Here is a 16,585-nt window from a genome sequence, read left to right as displayed (position 1 = left end):
GATTTTCTATTTTTTATTTGAAATTTGTCACTCCGAAACGTCAGTAAAACGCTTTATGACATTATAAGCAGAAACAATACCCAACTCACCGGCTTTACTTAAGTCGGCAATGCCTTGCTTATTATTGCCTAAGAAAATGCGTGTCAAACCACGATTGAAATAAGCTTCCGCAAAATTAGGATTTAATTCTATGGCTTTGTCATAATCGGCCAACGCCGCACGATAATCCTTCAGCATCGAAAGGACATTCCCCCTGTTATAATACCCATATACAAAATCCGGCGCCAAACGTATGACATTATCCAGGTCACTACGCACAATTTCGTAATCCACAGCTTTCACTTCTGGGTTTTGGTCGGCTGCTTTTACCTGTTGTCCTGCATCTTCCCGCAAAGCTGTTTCTGCTTTTTTGTATTCCAATTCTTTATAGCGCACCAATGCACGCATAAAGTAAGCAGGGAAAAAATGATCGTCTAACAAAATACTTTGGGTAAAGTCGTCTATCGAACTGGCAAAATCTTGCACCAGATAAAAATCCAATCCACGCATAAAGCGCTTCACTGCATCTTGAGGACTTTCCACAATCTCCGTCGTATGTGAATTGATCAGGTCGAAGTGAAAGCGCACTTGTTCCTCGGTCAAAGGAGCTTCCATGTTCGTAATGCGCAACGGCCTCGGGAATACCTTTTCTTGGTTCAGCGAATCAATGAAACTATAAAAATGCACCGTATGCTTCACGTCGCTCACCTTTTCATAATAAGTCAATGCATACAACGGCTCCAATTTTATCGTCACATTCCTATTTTGCACTCGGCCACGATAATCGCTGGTGTAACGTTGTCCCATCTCAGAATCGTCTGCCACAACCACCTTGCGGTAATTACGTATATTCTTATCCGATTTTTTGCGCGTCTTCCCTTCACTCGATTCTTCATCAGCACCATCTTCTGCGTTCTTGTCACCGGTGTTCTGAGCCGTAAGAGCCCCATTGCGCCGATCTATCTCCATCTGCATCAATTTAAGCTCATCCTGCTCAGCCCCTTGTATATCGCCCATTTTCCGACGGGCCTCTGCCCGATAATAATAACCGGTTGCGAAATTGGGATATTCTTCTATAACCTTTGAATAATCACTGATAGCTCCCCGATAATCACCTGTTTGCGCACGAAGCAGACCTCTGTTGAAAGCTGCCATCATATTATCAGGCTCCATCTCCAAAACAAAATCAAAATCCTCAATCGCCCGGTTATCATCTCCCACTTGTGCACGTAACAAGCCACGGTTATAATGCCCCAAAAAATTATTAGGATCTATATCAAGAGCCAGATCATAATCGCGCATAGCTCCCCTCAAATTATTCTGATGAAAACGCGCCAATGCCCGGTTTATATAATACCCTGCGTTGCGGGCACTCAAATGGATTGCCTGGTCCAAGTCATCCTCAGCTTCCTTGTATTTACCCTGAGACAAATAGACAATTGCCCTTGCCCCCCAACCGTCAGGTTCGTATTTTTCCAAGTCAATGGCTTGATTAAAATCCGCCAATGCCTGTATCGTGTCATTCTGCCGCAAGTTCACTTCTCCCCGCATCAGATAAGCAGGCATATAACGAGGAGAGATTTTCAGCAAATTACCCAAATCCTCCTTGGCCGCCACATAATCCTTCTTCTGTATATGGCACAAAGATAAATTATGCCATAACACCAGATTCTCCGGATCATATTTCAAAGCAATCCGATAATCATCAATAGCTCCATCAAAATTGTTCTGCCGGATACGCGCCAATCCCCTTATCTGATAAGCTCCTACGACAAACGGATTCCGACGAATGGCTTCGTTACAGTCAGCCTCTGCTCCCTGATAATCATCAAGATTTATTTTGGCTAAACCACGAAAAAAATAAGGTTCAAACAGATAGGGCTTGGCATTTATGACCTGATTGAAATACTGGATGGAAAGCACATAATCCTCAAAATACAAAGCATTCCGGGCAATGGTCATCACTCGTTCCGTATTGATTTGCGCATATAGCAAAGTGGGCAACAGCAAGATAGCCGTCAATATTTTTCTAATCATCTCGTGTCATGAATGCTTGTAAACGAGGACAAAAATAATGCTTTTCATTTATTTGGCAGGATAAACAAAATACTTTTTATATTTTTTGAGCCTTTTACACCTTCTTATATAAGCCCGTCTATTTATGTACAGTCTTCACTTTATACGTACAAGATACTTTGCCCTTCAGCATAGCATTCAACTTGCCTTTCAGCATTTGCCGACGAAGAGGAGACAAATGATCGATGAACATTTTTCCTTCCAGATGGTCAAATTCATGTTGCATCACACGCGCCAAATAACCTTCAACGATCTCATCATGCGCCTCCAGATTCTCATCCAAATATTGCACACGAATCTTATTACCACGTTTTACCGTCTCATGAATACCCGGCAAGCTTAAGCAGCCCTCATCCATAGGCACTTCTTCACCGCCCACTTCCAGAATATGGGCATTAACATATGCTTTACGAAAGCCTTTATACTCAGGAAAATCTTCCGCCAGAACGTCCAAATTGATAACCACCACACGAATAGGCAATCCGATTTGCGGAGCTGCCAGCCCCACTCCATCGGCCTTGTCCATCGTTTCAAACATATTATCTATCAATTCCTTCAGATTCGGGTAATCTAGTTCAATGTCTTCTGCAACTTTTCTCAATACGGGTTGTCCGTACACGTAGATAGGTAAAATCATATTTCTATAGTTTTCTTTATTTTATTCGTGATCATTGTCGCTTATACTCCAAGTATGTCTGTAAAATAATAGTAGCACTAATTTCATCCACCAACGCCTTATCCTGACGATCTTTCTTTTTCAATCCGCCATCTATCATTGCTCGATGTGCCAAAACAGAAGTGAAACGTTCGTCTACATATTCCACGGGGATATCTGGTAAACGTTTCTGCAAAGAACGCACAAAAGGCTCGATATACTTCATGTTTTCCGAAGGCTCGTTGTTCATTTGCTTAGGCAATCCCACCAATATACGCTCCACTGATTCATGAGCCGCATAGTCTACGACAAACTGCAACAACTGGTGCGTCGGCACAGTAGTCAAACCATTTGCAATCAATTGCAACGTATCAGTCACCGCAATGCCCGTACGTTTACGTCCGTAATCTATGGCCATTATTCTACTCATATTCGGGCACAAAAATACAACAAAATTTTGGAAAGAGAGGAAACGTGTGTCGCATTCTATTACCGTCCATCTAATAAAGAATCCACCAGTTCTTTCGGGACAGACAAAATTTTGGCAATCTCAGCAACAGTCATACCACGCGAAGAAAGATTCCGCACTGTTACACGCAAAATAGTCCTTTGGTGCTCTATCTCTTGGGACTTCCGTTCTATCTCCTGAGATTTCTGTTCTATCTCCTGAGTTTTCTGCTTTATCTCTTGGGACTTCTGCTTTATCTCTTGGGATTTCTGTTCTATCTCCTGAGTTTTCTGCTTTATCTCTTGGGACTTCTGTTCTATCTCCTGAGATTTCTGTTCTATCTCCTTGTCTTTCATCATAATGGTCGTATCACGAGCCTCGATTTCAGACAAGATTTCATCCTCCACTTGCATATCACGCCTGATCTCTGGAGAAGCTGCAGCCATTACCAGGCGATTCACCAACAGACGTCCCTCACTGTCCATTCTCTCATCATCTATTTGGAGCAAATGCTCGTCCGCAGCCACACGATATTCCTGATCGAACACGCTCAACAATCTCTCCAAATGATTACGGGCACGACCACGCAAATAAGGAAGCTGCACAATCACACTGTCATGTGTCAAGCTCTCAATAAAAGGGTCCGGAACACCTTCTTCTATCACATTACTGTCATAATCCAAATAACGGCGGCGGACATAAACCACCGGTTCCTGCAAATCACCTAACTTATGACCCAAGATATAAATCGAAATGATGGGCAAGCCATAGCCGCCGACATTCTCACCCGAAGGCACATTCTCATTGTTCAGGTATTGCGCACCAAGATACTGACGGAACCTTAACGTCTCCGTGGCCAACCAAGTTTTCTGCAACTCAATCAGCACCAACTGCTCCTTTCCCGCCGAATCATGTATCTTGGCAGAAAAGTCAATGCGAAACAACGAAATGCGTGTCTGACGGATATTCGTATATTCATTTCTCCGCATTTTCAGTTCACGGACCTCCTGCTTCAACAATGCGGAAAGCAGCACCTTGGCTGCACGCTCATCTTCCATCAGGAACTTGAATACTGAATCGTAAATCGGATTGGCAATGATAGTCATACACTTCTAATATGAATTACAACTGCAAATATAAAATATTATGGCGACTTCTCCATGCAAACAAGAAAATAATCACCGCTTCAGAGCTTGTCGTTCAAAAATCGCTTGCTGTCATATTGAATATTGCCCCTCTGCAAACGGGAGAAGTAAGAGAGGATGCAAAATGAAATCGATACACCTTCCGAAAGACACGGGTTCCCTGAGCAGCGCACGTAGTGAGATTCTTCGACTACGTCCTGCGGACTTCGCTCAGAATGACAGATACTCCCCCTCCTTATAGTATACCCAACATCAACTTATACCTGCAAACATCCACTTCAGCATTGTAAACATCTACTTTAGCGTCGTAAACACCTACTTTAGCATCGTAAAGTAACACTTTAGACAACGAAAAAGGGACATCCTCTGCGGATGCCCCTTCTACCTATTATACTACTTATCGGATAGTATTACTCAAGAATAACCACACGGTTCAAGAAGTTCTTACCGAACATATTCTCAGTACCGCCGAAGCCTACGAGTTCGAGTTGGTCTTTATCAACGCCCTCAGCAATCAGAGCATCGTAAACCACCTGAGCACGTTTTTCAGACAACTTCTGGTTCCAAGAAGCGCTACCTGTAGCCTTATCAGCATAACCGGCAACTTTGTACTTCTTGTCCGGATTTTCTTTCAGAATCTTGGCAGCCAACTTGATATTCACCTTGCCATAATCATCCAGACGGGCACTACCAATCTTGAAGAAGATAGCACGCGGACCTGCAACCTGTACTTCCTTCACTACTTCGCGAACCTCCGGCTCTACATTTGCAGCAGCATTCTTAGCACTTGCCAAGTCTGTCTGTGCCTGCTCAAGTTCACTTCTATACTTGTTGATTTCTGCATTCAATGCGTCTATATCAACCTTAGATGTATAAGGCACAAACTTCTTGCCACCAAAAGTATAAGTAGCACCTACGCCAAAGTAGAGACCACCTACCGTACGAGAAGAAGACAAATAACCCAAGTAAGAAGAAGCCAACTCACCGCGAGCTTCTACATCAATATCCCAATACTTATTAACATTGAACTTACCCTGCAAACCAACAGAACCGTTCACATAAGCACCCACATTGTTATCTCCACTTTGAACTTTAGACCAAGCTGTATTAGTGGAATTATTCACTACGTCAAATGAGCCATTACCTTTAGCAATCGTTAAGCCTGGGCCTGCGAAAACCGACAAGTTAAACAGACGATCAGGATTATAGCCCCAAATAGCATTAGAAATATTGAACATAGCATCCAAGCGCAACTGTCCCACATTCTTGTGATAGCTATTGTCAGAGCCAAGCATATCACCATTTTCTGCATATGTGCCTTTCGACCAGAATGTATCGAAATTAGTTCTCCACAGACCTCCCTGAGCACGAACAGCCCAAACGGGAGTAATCCATTTACCAACCGACACTGTAATGTGGGGAGCCGGGCTACCAAACTTGCCCTCACTCTTACCCGAGTTCGTCATAGAAATACCGCCCGTAACACTCACGAATATATTATCCGAAGCTTTTTCGTTGACGTATTTCTCTTTTGTTTGTGCATTTACAGTCATTACTGCACCTGCCAACATCAAAGATAATATTACTAATTTACTTTTCATTGTTTTTTGTTTTTAATATTTCAACTCTTTTTATTCATATTTGCTCCGACCATTTTCTTACTTCAAATAAATCTTATAAGTAAGACCGCCGGTAAAGTACTTCATTTTTTGCAATTCTACCTGCGCGTGCAAATGGTTGAAAAGCAAATAGGTGGCACCCACTGCGACATCTTTCGCGTCGTATTCTGCAATCACTCTCAACTGAGGGTGGAACGACGGATTCCACGTCAACCCTACAGCCGGTCCATTGAGCGGATAGTCTTTGCGGTGGTTGAAAAGCCAAGACAGGTGCACACCTATCTGTTCTTTCTTGCCTACCGGGATGAACTTGGTAGCAGCCACGTAAAAGCGGCAAAAATACCCGTTTCCTTCCGTCGACGAAATCTGTCCGTCTCCTGACTCTGTATAGGGGTCCGAGGTTCCCACTACCACTGCCGGCATATACTTCCAAAACTGGCCTTCCTTCAGCAACCGAAGCCGGAAAGAGAAGTATCGGTCTTGGTTGGTAAAACCGGAATAACCATAGGGCTTCAGACCCAATGCTTCCGCTTTAAAGAGGGTACACGTATAGGCAACCTCCAACCACGGAAAGATGGTTACATTCAGAAAGTAATTGTACGTATGGTAATACCACGTAGGAGGAGTAATCTCCTTGTTCAGAAAGTTACCACCGATCATCACCGTCTTATCCCGCTGCATCTCTGCCGAGGGGGCATGGAGAAGACCGGTGGTGCCATACGTCAATTGAGCAGAAAGCAAGAGAGGAAAGCATAAAACTACACCAAATAATAATATTTTCTTTAACATCATTATTCTTCCTAACTTTACTTTCTACTTAGTTCCTTTCAATTTACATTTCGGAAGTTAAGATACCGCCACCAGCATTCAGTGCACCATTTTCTCCATGCCCGTGTCCATGAGTATGGCTAAAATTATGGTTAGGTACAAAATTCGTACTGAAAGTATATGTCCTTACACCTTTAACCGAAACATTATAAATGTCACCTTTATATTCAAACGTATAAAGTGTTTCTACAATATTATAAGTAATAGTGACATCCTCAACGCATTGGTAAGGAGGAATAGAAATCGTATAAGGAACTTCTATCTGTTGCGCTTTACCGAACATTCCAATTAAAGCGCCCAAATAACTTTTGGCATAATCAATCAAACCAGAAGGAGCACCGGCAAAGGCTTCTTCGATATCCTCAGGATCAGTAACAGCGCCGACTACAACCTTGAAATTACGCACAAAAACAGCTTCATTTTCATCCGCAGTCAGATCCAATCCTTTAAATTCCTCCCCTTCAGGCTTCAAAACTTTAGGTATAGCTGCAGCCTTTGAATCACCGACAGAAACCTTAACATTATTAATATTAATAGCGCCAGTTTTAGTTAAAGCCACATTCACTACGGTAGTAGAAGCTTGCCCCTTCTCCAAAGGTGCAATAGTGATGTCACGAGTCACTTTATCATAACCCTCAGCTTCAACTGTAACAGTTTTACTGCCGGAACTATTTACTTGCACAGAATAAGTTCCTGCCTTCCATTCCAGGTCGCCTTTGCTATCCGATACCGTAACCCTAGCAGTCTCAATTACATCACCTGTCAAAGCATCCGTTACGGTACCTGACACAGTATACACTGGATCCGGTGCAACATACGGCTTCGTAACATCACCGTTTTCAGAATCATAGCAGCCAGTAAACATCGCACCCACTGCCAACACAGCTAATGCCAACTTGGCATTCAGCCCGAAAAATTTACTTTTCATTTTCATCTCAATAAAATTAAAAATTTAACAATTCACTCTTTATAAAATATGGGTTCAGACTATTCTCTTGCGCTATGGTATTGCCCAACACCGGGGTGTAGGACTTGCCATAGTAGCGTTCGTTCCCTGCGTTGTATGACATTCCGAATGACCGGGAAGGCAACACACGCGGGATATAGCCTCTTCTCTTATACTTATACGGAGGCAAGTTTATCTGAAAACGGAAACCTGCATTATAACCATTGTTTCCGGCATATTGCACTTTCATGCCATAGAAACCGATGGAAGTATAGCGAAAGTTACGCGTCATTTCAAACCGGACTCCCTTTTCCCCCAACAAATACTGTTCCACTTTCAGTTTGAACTGCGTATTGTATTGAGGCCAATAGAAACCGCCTCCCAATGTCCACGTTAACCGTTTCAACGGACTTACCTTCCAACGCCAATTATGAAAACGCGATGCACCGGTATACCCGATTCGCCCCTCCACGGAAAAGCGTTCGTCCTTAAAATAGTGTATCGCGCTCAAGTCGCCTCCCCAACGGTTGTTGGTAAACGAACCTACGGCTGCCGTCAGGAATGTATTCCACGGCAACCGCACTTGCTGGCTTAGTCCGATATATCCTTGCCGGACTTGCCCGTATGCAGAACCATATTCATTATAAACAGGAATAATGACTTGTGCAGTAGCCTTTCCCCCTTTCCACAAAGAAACCTCTATGGTGGGATCTAAGTTGAACAAGAAAGTGTACATCTTATTTATAACCAGATTCTGCATAGATAACTCAGGATACACCACTATATCAACCTTGAACAAAGAACTATTTTTCTTCTTCACCTTGCGCACTTTCTTCCAAGCCCCGTCTAAATCATAACTGACATTCCAGTCGCGGCGTTCGGCTTCCGGCACGCTGTCCCCAATAATGGGATGGTAGCAAAGAGAAATCTGAGGTACGTTATTATCCAGAACAATAATGCGACACGATTTGTTTTCGGGCAGCCCTATTTCCTGAATCACGTCGACGGCTTTACCGATTCCGATACCATGCAGGCGATATGCAGTGTTTTGCAACACATACACGCGTTCTTCGGCATCTTCCGTCCAGCCGACATTCTCAAATCCCATTTCCACCAACGCATCTACCGTTTCCTCTCCCGTCTGAGCCAATCCTTTCTGTATCCACAGGCAACACAGGCAAAATCCAAACAGTAGTGCTATTGTTTTTGTAGTCAGGCACTTTCTCATGTCAGCGCTTTTGTTTAACCTCATTTTTCAATCTCTATTTGTATCTATTACGACACAAAACTCGGTGCAAAAATAGACACTTTTTTCATTACACCAAAGAAATAACAGGGAAAAATAAAAGTTTTTTCCCCGCTCTCTGAAATGATGTCACCTATTTAACACATTTCCCGCCATTTTGTGCAATGACTGAACAAACGACGGGAAAGCACATTCTTTACAAAATTTTTATCGATAATCCCGTGCAAACAGTCAATAAACCAAACGGACATTATCCACCCAAAATGAATTACCGGGCGAACCGATATAGGCGCCTCCATGACTGGACGTGAACTGAAGTTGCAGGTGGGTGGGTACATCGTCTGCTGTCCCCCAACCTACTTCCTGAATAGGCACACTCTTACCTTTACTGTTGACGGCATATCGTTCTTGCACCTGAAGGCGCATCATATCGGGATTATAATCAGGATGATTCGTGATGTCACCATAGAGAATGGTGTACGTCACGTTGTTCTGCCAATCAGGAGTAGTCTGGTCATAACGTACAACCAACGTTCCGATGCGTTTGGCGTAAATATTGCCATCTTCATCTTCCCAACGCTTTTGCAGATACAAGTTAATTTCGGGGAAGTCGCGCCCTTCCACATCTTTGATACGGCTGAAGCCGGTAGCTCGGATGCGATGAGGGCTGTCGGCCATCTTGACCTTATAGTCGAAACGGATGGCCTTGGGCTTCTTGGTGAAGGGGATGCCGGTGTCCAGTTTACGCATCGGATCCTTGGTGCTGGTGATGGGTTCGTGCATCTCGCCCAGGAAAACGGAACCAGCGGCCAGCACGGTGATATTGACCAGCCCCAGCACCTTCACGCTCTCCATACGGGTATCCATACGGGCACAGTAGCCGTTACCCCGCTTCTCTGGGAAAACCGAGGTGTTAGTCTTCGTGACACCGGCCACACGAGCCATGACGTTGGACGATGCCCAAGGCGAGCCGCCCATATTTCGGTAGGCTTCATTGTTGGTGATGGTTTGCGTAGGGCCGATGGCATAGACATGCTTGGTGTCGCCGCCGATGATGCCGGATTCTTCAATCTGCCGGTCAATCCACTGGTCCATGTTGCCGAAGGGGATTTCTTCCACCACTTCAGCGTCTTGAGCAGCCAAGCGGCCGCAGGCCAGGAAGACGAGGAGAAGGCTTAATAAATAAGATTTTGGTTGCATAATTAAATGATAATTTATCGGGAGTGACCACTGATGGCACAGATAATACAGATTTACACAGATTTATTAAACAGATTTTTTAATATGTATCTGTCATATCGAGCTTGTCGAGACATCTCACGTAACGCATGATGTAAGTCCCCTCGACTACGCTCGGGGTGACAGATGCTTCTGTGCTCATCTCATTTAATCCGTGTTATCTGTGGTTTAATTTCTCAGTTTTACCATTATATTTCGTACTTCCACTGCTCCAGCGCGAAGCCCCAGTTGTCCTGCACGAGCTGCACGGTGCGGTCGTCATACTTGTATTTGTTCTTTTTATATCCTTTCTTCGCGCCCACATATTTCTCGATGGCGGCGCGGGCTTCGGGGAATCCGGGCAGACTGAGCGCCTGGTAGATGTGATCGGTCATGCCCATGGCATCGGCCTCGAAGTCCTCGAACTTCACTTCGATGAGGTTGCCTGCGGGGATGCACGCCTTGTCGGCCTCGTACTTGTGGTAGAGCTTGGCATAGACGGACAGGATGTTCTGCTCCAGCTCCGCGGGCGTGATGTCCTCCAGCTTCAGGGGCTGGATGGTGTTGGTGAAGAAGCTGCGGGTGCTCTCGAAGACGGTGTAGGGATTGCGCATCAGGTAGATGAACTTGGCGTTGGGGAACATCTTGACCAGTTCGCGGACGCGCCCGGTGTGCGGCGGGTTCTTGCTGAGGAACTGCGTGCCATGCGTGTTCCACAGGGAAATCTTGATGAGCTTGATGAACGTGTCCTCAAACGCCTTCAGTTCTTCCGGCGTGATGTCGTTGAACAAGAGGTACTTGTCGGCATACTCCTGCTGGTACTTGGGGAAGAACCAGAAGTTGTAATAGGTGTAGGGCATCATGTTGGCCAAGGCGAACTCCTCTTCCTGCGGCAGGTCTACGGCCAGTTCCATGTTGTCCGTCGGACGCTTGTCGGGCATCAGCCAGCTCATGTTTTTCTTGAAGAACGGTTGTCCCCACATCATCAGATGCGGGAAGACGGTCTGATAAGTGGTGTTGTAGCCGAAATGGCTGTCACACGAGAAGACATTGTGCACAAAAGTCGTACCGCTGCGCCAATGACCGAGAATGAAGAGCGGGTCGTGCTCCAAGGGTTGGTCGGCCAGGAGTTTTTCGTAGCGCTTGTCCTGCAGGGAAGTCAGCGTAGAAAGCAAACGGCAGACAGCCTTGGTCAACCGATACTTGTTGCGGTAGGCCGGGTCAATCTGTCGCCCGGCGGTCACCGCCTTGAAGGTTTTCCAGTCGGCCCCCACCAAGGTGTTGATGGGGAGTTTATTGAATTCTAATAAGCCCATAGCTTCAGGTATAGTTCGTTATACAAATAGGAATTTAGCGGGCTTTGCCCGCAGGAGTTAAAAGGAGTTAGACGGAGTTATCGCTTCGCTTGGGGGAGTTAAAGGCCAATACCTTTGCCATTATCGACGGACCAACTATCGGCCTATAACTTCCTATGACTCCTTATAACTCCCTCTAACTCCTCAAAAATAAATTATTTATCGCTTCACCACAATCTCCAGCCCTTGACGGCTCAGTTCCTTTACCGCGCGGTCAATGGCTTCGTAGTGTTCGGGGGCGATGCCCAATTTTTGCAGGTCGAGCACGGGCAATCCCGCATCGGCATGCATCTCCTCTTCAGGCACCGGACCGATAATCATGCCCACGGCACTGGTATTGTTGGTAATGGGGTCTATCAGGATAAAGGCACCCGTGGCCTTGTTCTGCCGGTAGGAGTCGAAGAACATTTCCTGCGCAGTGGTCATCACCACACGGGCAATCTGGTTGAGCTGCATGGGCAGGGTTTCCCGGGTCAGCTTGCCGTTTTCCAGCGAAAGATGCTCCATCGTATTGACATCAACCTTATACTTGATGCTGTCCACGTGTGAACGGCTGGTGTGAGTAGTCTGCTTGATGAAGAACGACTTGCGGAAGTCCATCGGCTCCTCGTCCATCCATACCAGCATCGCCTCGAAGTTGCGGCCTATCGTGGGCTGATTATCCGGATGCACCAGCATCTCTCCACGCGACACGTCTATCTCGTCCTCCAAGGTCAAGGTAACGGATTGAGGAGGGAAAGCATAATCCAACTCCCCATCATAGGTGACGATGCTCTTGATATGCGACTTTTTGCCGGATGGCAGGGCCACCACCTCATCGCCTTTGCGCACCACGCCCGAAGCGACTTTGCCGCAGAAGCCACGGAAATTCAAGTTGGGACGCAGTACATATTGCACGGGGAAACGGAAATCCTGCAAGTTATGGTCATTGCCGATATGCACCGTCTCCAGGAAGTCCAGCAAAGCCGGCCCTGCATACCACGGCGTGCGGGCGGACTTCTCCACCACATTGTCGCCATCGAGGGCAGACAGCGGGATGCAGGTGACGTCGGGGATGCCCAACGGCTCAATAAACTTCTTATACTCGCCTACAATCTCACTGAAACGCTCTTCGGAGAAATCCACCAAGTCCATTTTGTTCACGGCCAGCACCACGTGCTTGATGCCCAGCAAGGAGACCAGGAACGTATGTCGCCGCGTCTGCGTGATGACACCCAATCTTGCATCCACCAGGATGATAGCCAAATTGGCCGTGGAGCCACCGGTTATCATGTTGCGTGTATATTGCTCATGTCCCGGCGTGTCGGCAATGATGAACTTGCGCTTGTTGGTCGAGAAATAGCGATAGGCCACATCAATGGTAATGCCCTGCTCACGCTCGGCCTTCAACCCGTCCAACAGGAGGGCATAGTCTATATGGTCGCCCGCATTGCCCACGCGCTTGCTATCCCGCTCAAGGGCATCCAGCTGGTCCTCGTATATCTTCTTGCTATCGAACAACAAGCGCCCTATCAACGTAGACTTGCCGTCATCCACGCTTCCCGCAGTCAAGAAACGCAATAAATCCTTCTTTTCGTCATTATCCAAGAAGGTCTTTATATCTAATTTATCTTTATCGCTTCCCATAATTCTTCATTCTTAATGCTTAATTCTTCATTCTTCATGTAATTAGAAGTATCCCTCGCGCTTCTTCTGCTCCATGCTGGCCTCCTGGTCGAAATCGATGACACGCGTGGTGCGCTCGCTCTTGGTGGTGGTCATCATCTCCTCCACAATCTTCTCGATGGTATCCGCCTCGCTCTCGATGGCACCCGTCAAAGGCCAGCAACCCAAGGTGCGGAAACGGATTTTCTTCATCTGGATTTTGTCGCGGTACTGTTCGGGCAGGCGGTCATCGTCCGGCATGATGAGGTTGCCGTCAATCTCCACCACCGGACGCTCTTTGGCGAAGTAAAGAGGGACGATGGGGATATTCTCCAGACGGATGTATTGCCAGATGTCCAACTCCGTCCAGTTACTCAGGGGAAAGACGCGGATGCTCTCGCCCTTGTGCACGCGAGCATTGTAGATGTCCCACAGCTCCGGCCGCTGGTTCTTGGGATCCCACTGGTGGAAACGGTCGCGGAAGGAGAAGATACGCTCCTTGGCGCGGGATTTCTCCTCGTCACGGCGTGCCCCGCCAAAAGCCGCATCAAACTTGTACTTGTCCAGCGCATGCAGCAGGGCCTGCGTCTTCATCAGGTCGGTGTGCACCTTGCTGCCGTGAGTGAAAGGCCCCACACCTGCCTTGAAAGCCTCCATGTTGCTCTCCACAATGAGGTTCCAACCATACTTTTTGGCATACTCGTCGCGGAACTGTATCATCTCCTTGAACTTCCACTTCGAGTCGATGTGCATCAAGGGGAAAGGCACCTTGCCGGGATAGAAAGCCTTCTCGGCCAGGCGTACCATGACGGACGAGTCTTTGCCGATGCTGTACAACATCACAGGATTCTCAAACTCCGCGGCCACCTCGCGGATAATGTGTATGGACTCGGCTTCGAGTTCCTTCAGGTGGCTCAGTTTATATTCTTCCATTTTTATTCTTTTAAGTTTTTAAGTTCTTGAGTTTTTAAGTTTATAAGTTACAGTTTTACCTTCATCTAAAAGTCCTCCAAATTAGAAACAACAAACTCATAAACTCAAGAACTAACAAACTAACAAACTCATCTACCTATCTTTGGCAATACAAGTTCCAGCAAACGATTGACCGACTCCTCCAGGCTGAGCACGGACGTATCCAAGGTCAAAGCCGGATGGGCAGGTGCCTCAAACGGAGCGGTTATGCCCGTAAAGTTCTTTATCTCTCCACGCCGTGCCTTGGCATACAGCCCCTTCACATCGCGGCGTTCACACTCCTCCAGCGGCGTGCTGACATACACCTCCAGGAAATCGTCCTTCCCAATGATACGGGCCGCCATCTCGCGAATGTCATTGTTGGGACTGATGAACGCCGCCAGCGTGACGATGCCCGTATCCACGAACAGCTTGGCCACCTCGGCGATGCGACGGATATTCTCCACGCGGTCGGCCTCTGTGAAGCCCAGGTTGTTGTTGATGCCGCTCCGGATGTTGTCCCCGTCCAGGATGCGGCAGAGGATACCCCGCCGGTGCAATTCGCGCTCCAAGGCTATGGCAATGGTGCTCTTGCCCGAACCGCTCAGGCCGGTGAACCAAATCATCAGGCCCCGCTGGCCCAGCAACTTCTCCTTATCTGCCCGCGCCAGCATCTTATCAAATATCGGATAAATATGTTGTTCCATAAAATAATAATTTAATAGTTGACAAGTTAACAAGGCTACAAGGTCTTGTAATAATGACGAATTGACAAGGAATAAGCTCTGTCCTCGTAGCCTTGTTAACTCGTCCCTTTGTTAACTAAATTTCTATTTACGCCACACTCGTAAACGGCCAAATCAACGGAATCAGTCCCACGGAAATAATCATCACTATCAAATCCATCGGAAGGCCCACTTTCACAAAGTCCGTAAACTTATAGTTGCCCGCGCCCTGCACAATCAGGTTCGTCTGGTAGCCAATGGGTGTGGCAAATCCGGCAGAAGCGGCAATACAGATGGCAATGAAGAACGGCATGGGGTCTACCCCAAACTTGGCTGCCGTCTCCAGCGCCAACGGGAAAGCCAAAGCAGCCGCGGCATTGTTCGTAATCAGTTCCGTAATGAGCAGCGTCACCAGGTACAGCAATCCCAAAGCGCCCCAGGCTCCCAAAGAGCCGGAAACACTCTTGATGAAGTCGGCTATCAATGCTGCCAACCCGGATTCTTCCATCGCCGCACTGATGGCAAAAGCGCACGCGATGGTAATCAGGATGTCCCAACTGATATATTTGGTGTATTTCTTGGGCGGAAACATCTTCAGCCAAGCCATCACCACTGCCGTCACCGAAGCAAAGAAGAACATATCCATCTTCACCTTGGGAAATTGTTCCTGAAAATAGGGCAATTCACCGATGGTGGCTCCAACAATCATCACGATGAGCAGTGCAAAGGCCGTCCACTTCTTCCATGCAGGCACCGGATTGGCCGGAATTTCCTGTCCGTTGGTCATCATCAGGAAGACAGACGAATCGCCCCAGGTACGTGTAAAGGCATCATCGGCCAGCAGCACCAGCGTATCCCCCTCCTGCAAACGCACTTCACCTATGTTTTCCGTTATCACCTGGCCGTTCTGGCGGATTTCTTTCACCTCCGCCCCATAACGGCGCTTGAAATCAAAGTTCTTCAGCTTGCGCTTCAATCCCGGGAAACGGGAGGCCAACACGACCTCCACCACGTGACGCCCCGTGTCCTCGGCGGCATCCGTCTCTTCTTCCTCGAAATTATCCGGGCGCTCGGCCGGAAGCAGTTTCTTGGAAGTCAAGATGATGAAGGCCAACCCCACCACCGTGATAGGGATGCCGATGTAGGCCAGGTCGAACATCTTCAAACCTTCCATTCCCTTGTCAATCATCATGCCGTGCACCACCAGATTGGTAGACGTACCTATAAGCGTACACAAACCACCTAAAATCGTGGCATAGGACAGAGGGATAAGAAACTTGGTACAAGACAAGCCTACCCGTTTGGCCCAATTCTTCAATATCGGCGCGAAGATTACGACCACCGGCGTATTGTTCAAAAAAGCCGAGAAAGCACTGACCACCGGCAATATGCGCATCTGCGCCTTGGTGACAGAAGTTCCCTTCTCCGGCAACAGTTTCTTGACCACCGTGCTCAAAGCACCGCTTTGGCGGATTCCCTCGCTGACCAGAAACAACAAAGCCACGGTTATCATTCCCCGGTTGCTGAATCCGGCCACCATCTGCTTAGGGGTAATGATGCCCGCCACCATGAACAATACCACCAGACTGAGCAACACAATGCCCGGGCGCATCTTGTCCATGATGAGCGCCACCAACATGCCAATCAGTCCAAGTAAGACAAAAATGATTTCAAAATTCATAATTTTCGG

General features: G+C 47.1%; 14 protein-coding genes. All 14 read right to left on the bottom strand.

Annotation, left to right across the window (positions count from 1 at the left end; translation table 11 throughout):
* Window positions 1-27 precede the first annotated feature (27 nt).
* The 14 genes from M3090_RS10300 to M3090_RS10235 all read right to left on the bottom strand — a co-directional run bounded on the left by M3090_RS10300 (window position 28) and on the right by M3090_RS10235 (window position 16,576).
* Window positions 28-2,076 carry a tetratricopeptide repeat protein gene (locus tag M3090_RS10300; RefSeq protein WP_249055936.1) on the bottom strand — a complete coding sequence of 683 codons (2,049 nt, stop codon included), beginning with the start codon at window positions 2,074-2,076 and terminating at the stop codon, window positions 28-30.
* Between the two features lie 118 nt (window positions 2,077-2,194).
* A complete protein-coding gene (gene def, locus M3090_RS10295; protein WP_249055934.1) occupies window positions 2,195-2,752 on the bottom strand; it encodes a peptide deformylase in 558 nt (185 codons plus the stop codon).
* A 31-nt stretch (window positions 2,753-2,783) separates the two neighbouring features.
* The gene (ruvX, locus tag M3090_RS10290; protein ID WP_249055932.1) at window positions 2,784-3,200 is read right to left on the bottom strand and encodes a Holliday junction resolvase RuvX; all 417 of its coding nucleotides are present in this window, start codon (window positions 3,198-3,200) and stop codon (window positions 2,784-2,786) included.
* Window positions 3,201-3,259: 59 nt separating this feature from the next.
* On the bottom strand, window positions 3,260-4,324 hold the full coding sequence (locus M3090_RS10285) for a hypothetical protein (protein WP_249055928.1): 1,065 nt from the start codon (window positions 4,322-4,324) through the stop codon (window positions 3,260-3,262).
* A 449-nt stretch (window positions 4,325-4,773) separates the two neighbouring features.
* On the bottom strand, window positions 4,774-5,964 hold the full coding sequence (locus M3090_RS10280; RefSeq protein ID WP_249055926.1) for an OmpA family protein: 1,191 nt from the start codon (window positions 5,962-5,964) through the stop codon (window positions 4,774-4,776).
* Between the two features lie 57 nt (window positions 5,965-6,021).
* Window positions 6,022-6,771, bottom strand: a complete 750-nt coding sequence (locus M3090_RS10275) for a YjbH domain-containing protein (RefSeq protein WP_249055960.1) — start codon at window positions 6,769-6,771, stop codon at window positions 6,022-6,024.
* A gap of 43 nt (window positions 6,772-6,814) precedes the next feature.
* Entirely contained in the window at window positions 6,815-7,738 is a 924-nt protein-coding gene (locus M3090_RS10270) for a carboxypeptidase-like regulatory domain-containing protein (protein ID WP_249055925.1), read from the bottom strand.
* A 16-nt stretch (window positions 7,739-7,754) separates the two neighbouring features.
* Window positions 7,755-8,984, bottom strand: a complete 1,230-nt coding sequence (locus M3090_RS10265; RefSeq protein WP_410553229.1) for a hypothetical protein — start codon at window positions 8,982-8,984, stop codon at window positions 7,755-7,757.
* A gap of 249 nt (window positions 8,985-9,233) precedes the next feature.
* Window positions 9,234-10,202: a PCMD domain-containing protein gene (locus M3090_RS10260; RefSeq protein ID WP_249055923.1), complete on the bottom strand. Its 969-nt coding sequence runs from the start codon at window positions 10,200-10,202 to the stop codon at window positions 9,234-9,236.
* Window positions 10,203-10,429: 227 nt separating this feature from the next.
* Window positions 10,430-11,536: a sulfotransferase family protein gene (locus tag M3090_RS10255; protein WP_249055922.1), complete on the bottom strand. Its 1,107-nt coding sequence runs from the start codon at window positions 11,534-11,536 to the stop codon at window positions 10,430-10,432.
* Between the two features lie 198 nt (window positions 11,537-11,734).
* A complete protein-coding gene (cysN, locus tag M3090_RS10250) occupies window positions 11,735-13,201 on the bottom strand; it encodes a sulfate adenylyltransferase subunit CysN (RefSeq protein WP_249055921.1) in 1,467 nt (488 codons plus the stop codon).
* A gap of 42 nt (window positions 13,202-13,243) precedes the next feature.
* Window positions 13,244-14,152 (bottom strand): sulfate adenylyltransferase subunit CysD, encoded by a 909-nt coding sequence (cysD, locus tag M3090_RS10245; RefSeq protein ID WP_249055920.1) that lies wholly within the window; start codon window positions 14,150-14,152, stop codon window positions 13,244-13,246.
* Between the two features lie 128 nt (window positions 14,153-14,280).
* Window positions 14,281-14,877, bottom strand: a complete 597-nt coding sequence (gene cysC, locus M3090_RS10240; protein WP_249055918.1) for an adenylyl-sulfate kinase — start codon at window positions 14,875-14,877, stop codon at window positions 14,281-14,283.
* A 127-nt stretch (window positions 14,878-15,004) separates the two neighbouring features.
* Window positions 15,005-16,576 (bottom strand): SLC13 family permease, encoded by a 1,572-nt coding sequence (locus tag M3090_RS10235; RefSeq protein ID WP_249055915.1) that lies wholly within the window; start codon window positions 16,574-16,576, stop codon window positions 15,005-15,007.
* Window positions 16,577-16,585 lie beyond the last annotated feature (9 nt).

Source organism: Bacteroides sp. ET71, assembly GCF_023336905.1.
Classification (GTDB): domain Bacteria; phylum Bacteroidota; class Bacteroidia; order Bacteroidales; family Bacteroidaceae; genus Bacteroides.
This window is presented reverse-complemented; position numbering and strand designations above follow the sequence as displayed.

Bases quoted from the DNA above. Each gene is read 5' to 3' on its own strand.
- M3090_RS10300 (WP_249055936.1), bottom strand. From the start codon at position 2,076: ATGATTAGAAAAATATTGACGGCTATCTTGCTGTTGCCCACTTTGCTA.
- def (WP_249055934.1), bottom strand. From the start codon at position 2,752: ATGATTTTACCTATCTACGTGTACGGACAACCCGTATTGAGAAAAGTT.
- ruvX (WP_249055932.1), bottom strand. From the start codon at position 3,200: ATGAGTAGAATAATGGCCATAGATTACGGACGTAAACGTACGGGCATT.
- M3090_RS10285 (WP_249055928.1), bottom strand. From the start codon at position 4,324: ATGACTATCATTGCCAATCCGATTTACGATTCAGTATTCAAGTTCCTG.
- M3090_RS10280 (WP_249055926.1), bottom strand. From the start codon at position 5,964: ATGAAAAGTAAATTAGTAATATTATCTTTGATGTTGGCAGGTGCAGTA.
- M3090_RS10275 (WP_249055960.1), bottom strand. From the start codon at position 6,771: ATGTTAAAGAAAATATTATTATTTGGTGTAGTTTTATGCTTTCCTCTC.
- M3090_RS10270 (WP_249055925.1), bottom strand. From the start codon at position 7,738: ATGAAAAGTAAATTTTTCGGGCTGAATGCCAAGTTGGCATTAGCTGTG.
- M3090_RS10265 (WP_410553229.1), bottom strand. From the start codon at position 8,984: ATGAGAAAGTGCCTGACTACAAAAACAATAGCACTACTGTTTGGATTT.
- M3090_RS10260 (WP_249055923.1), bottom strand. From the start codon at position 10,202: ATGCAACCAAAATCTTATTTATTAAGCCTTCTCCTCGTCTTCCTGGCC.
- M3090_RS10255 (WP_249055922.1), bottom strand. From the start codon at position 11,536: ATGGGCTTATTAGAATTCAATAAACTCCCCATCAACACCTTGGTGGGG.
- cysN (WP_249055921.1), bottom strand. From the start codon at position 13,201: ATGGGAAGCGATAAAGATAAATTAGATATAAAGACCTTCTTGGATAAT.
- cysD (WP_249055920.1), bottom strand. From the start codon at position 14,152: ATGGAAGAATATAAACTGAGCCACCTGAAGGAACTCGAAGCCGAGTCC.
- cysC (WP_249055918.1), bottom strand. From the start codon at position 14,877: ATGGAACAACATATTTATCCGATATTTGATAAGATGCTGGCGCGGGCA.
- M3090_RS10235 (WP_249055915.1), bottom strand. From the start codon at position 16,576: ATGAATTTTGAAATCATTTTTGTCTTACTTGGACTGATTGGCATGTTG.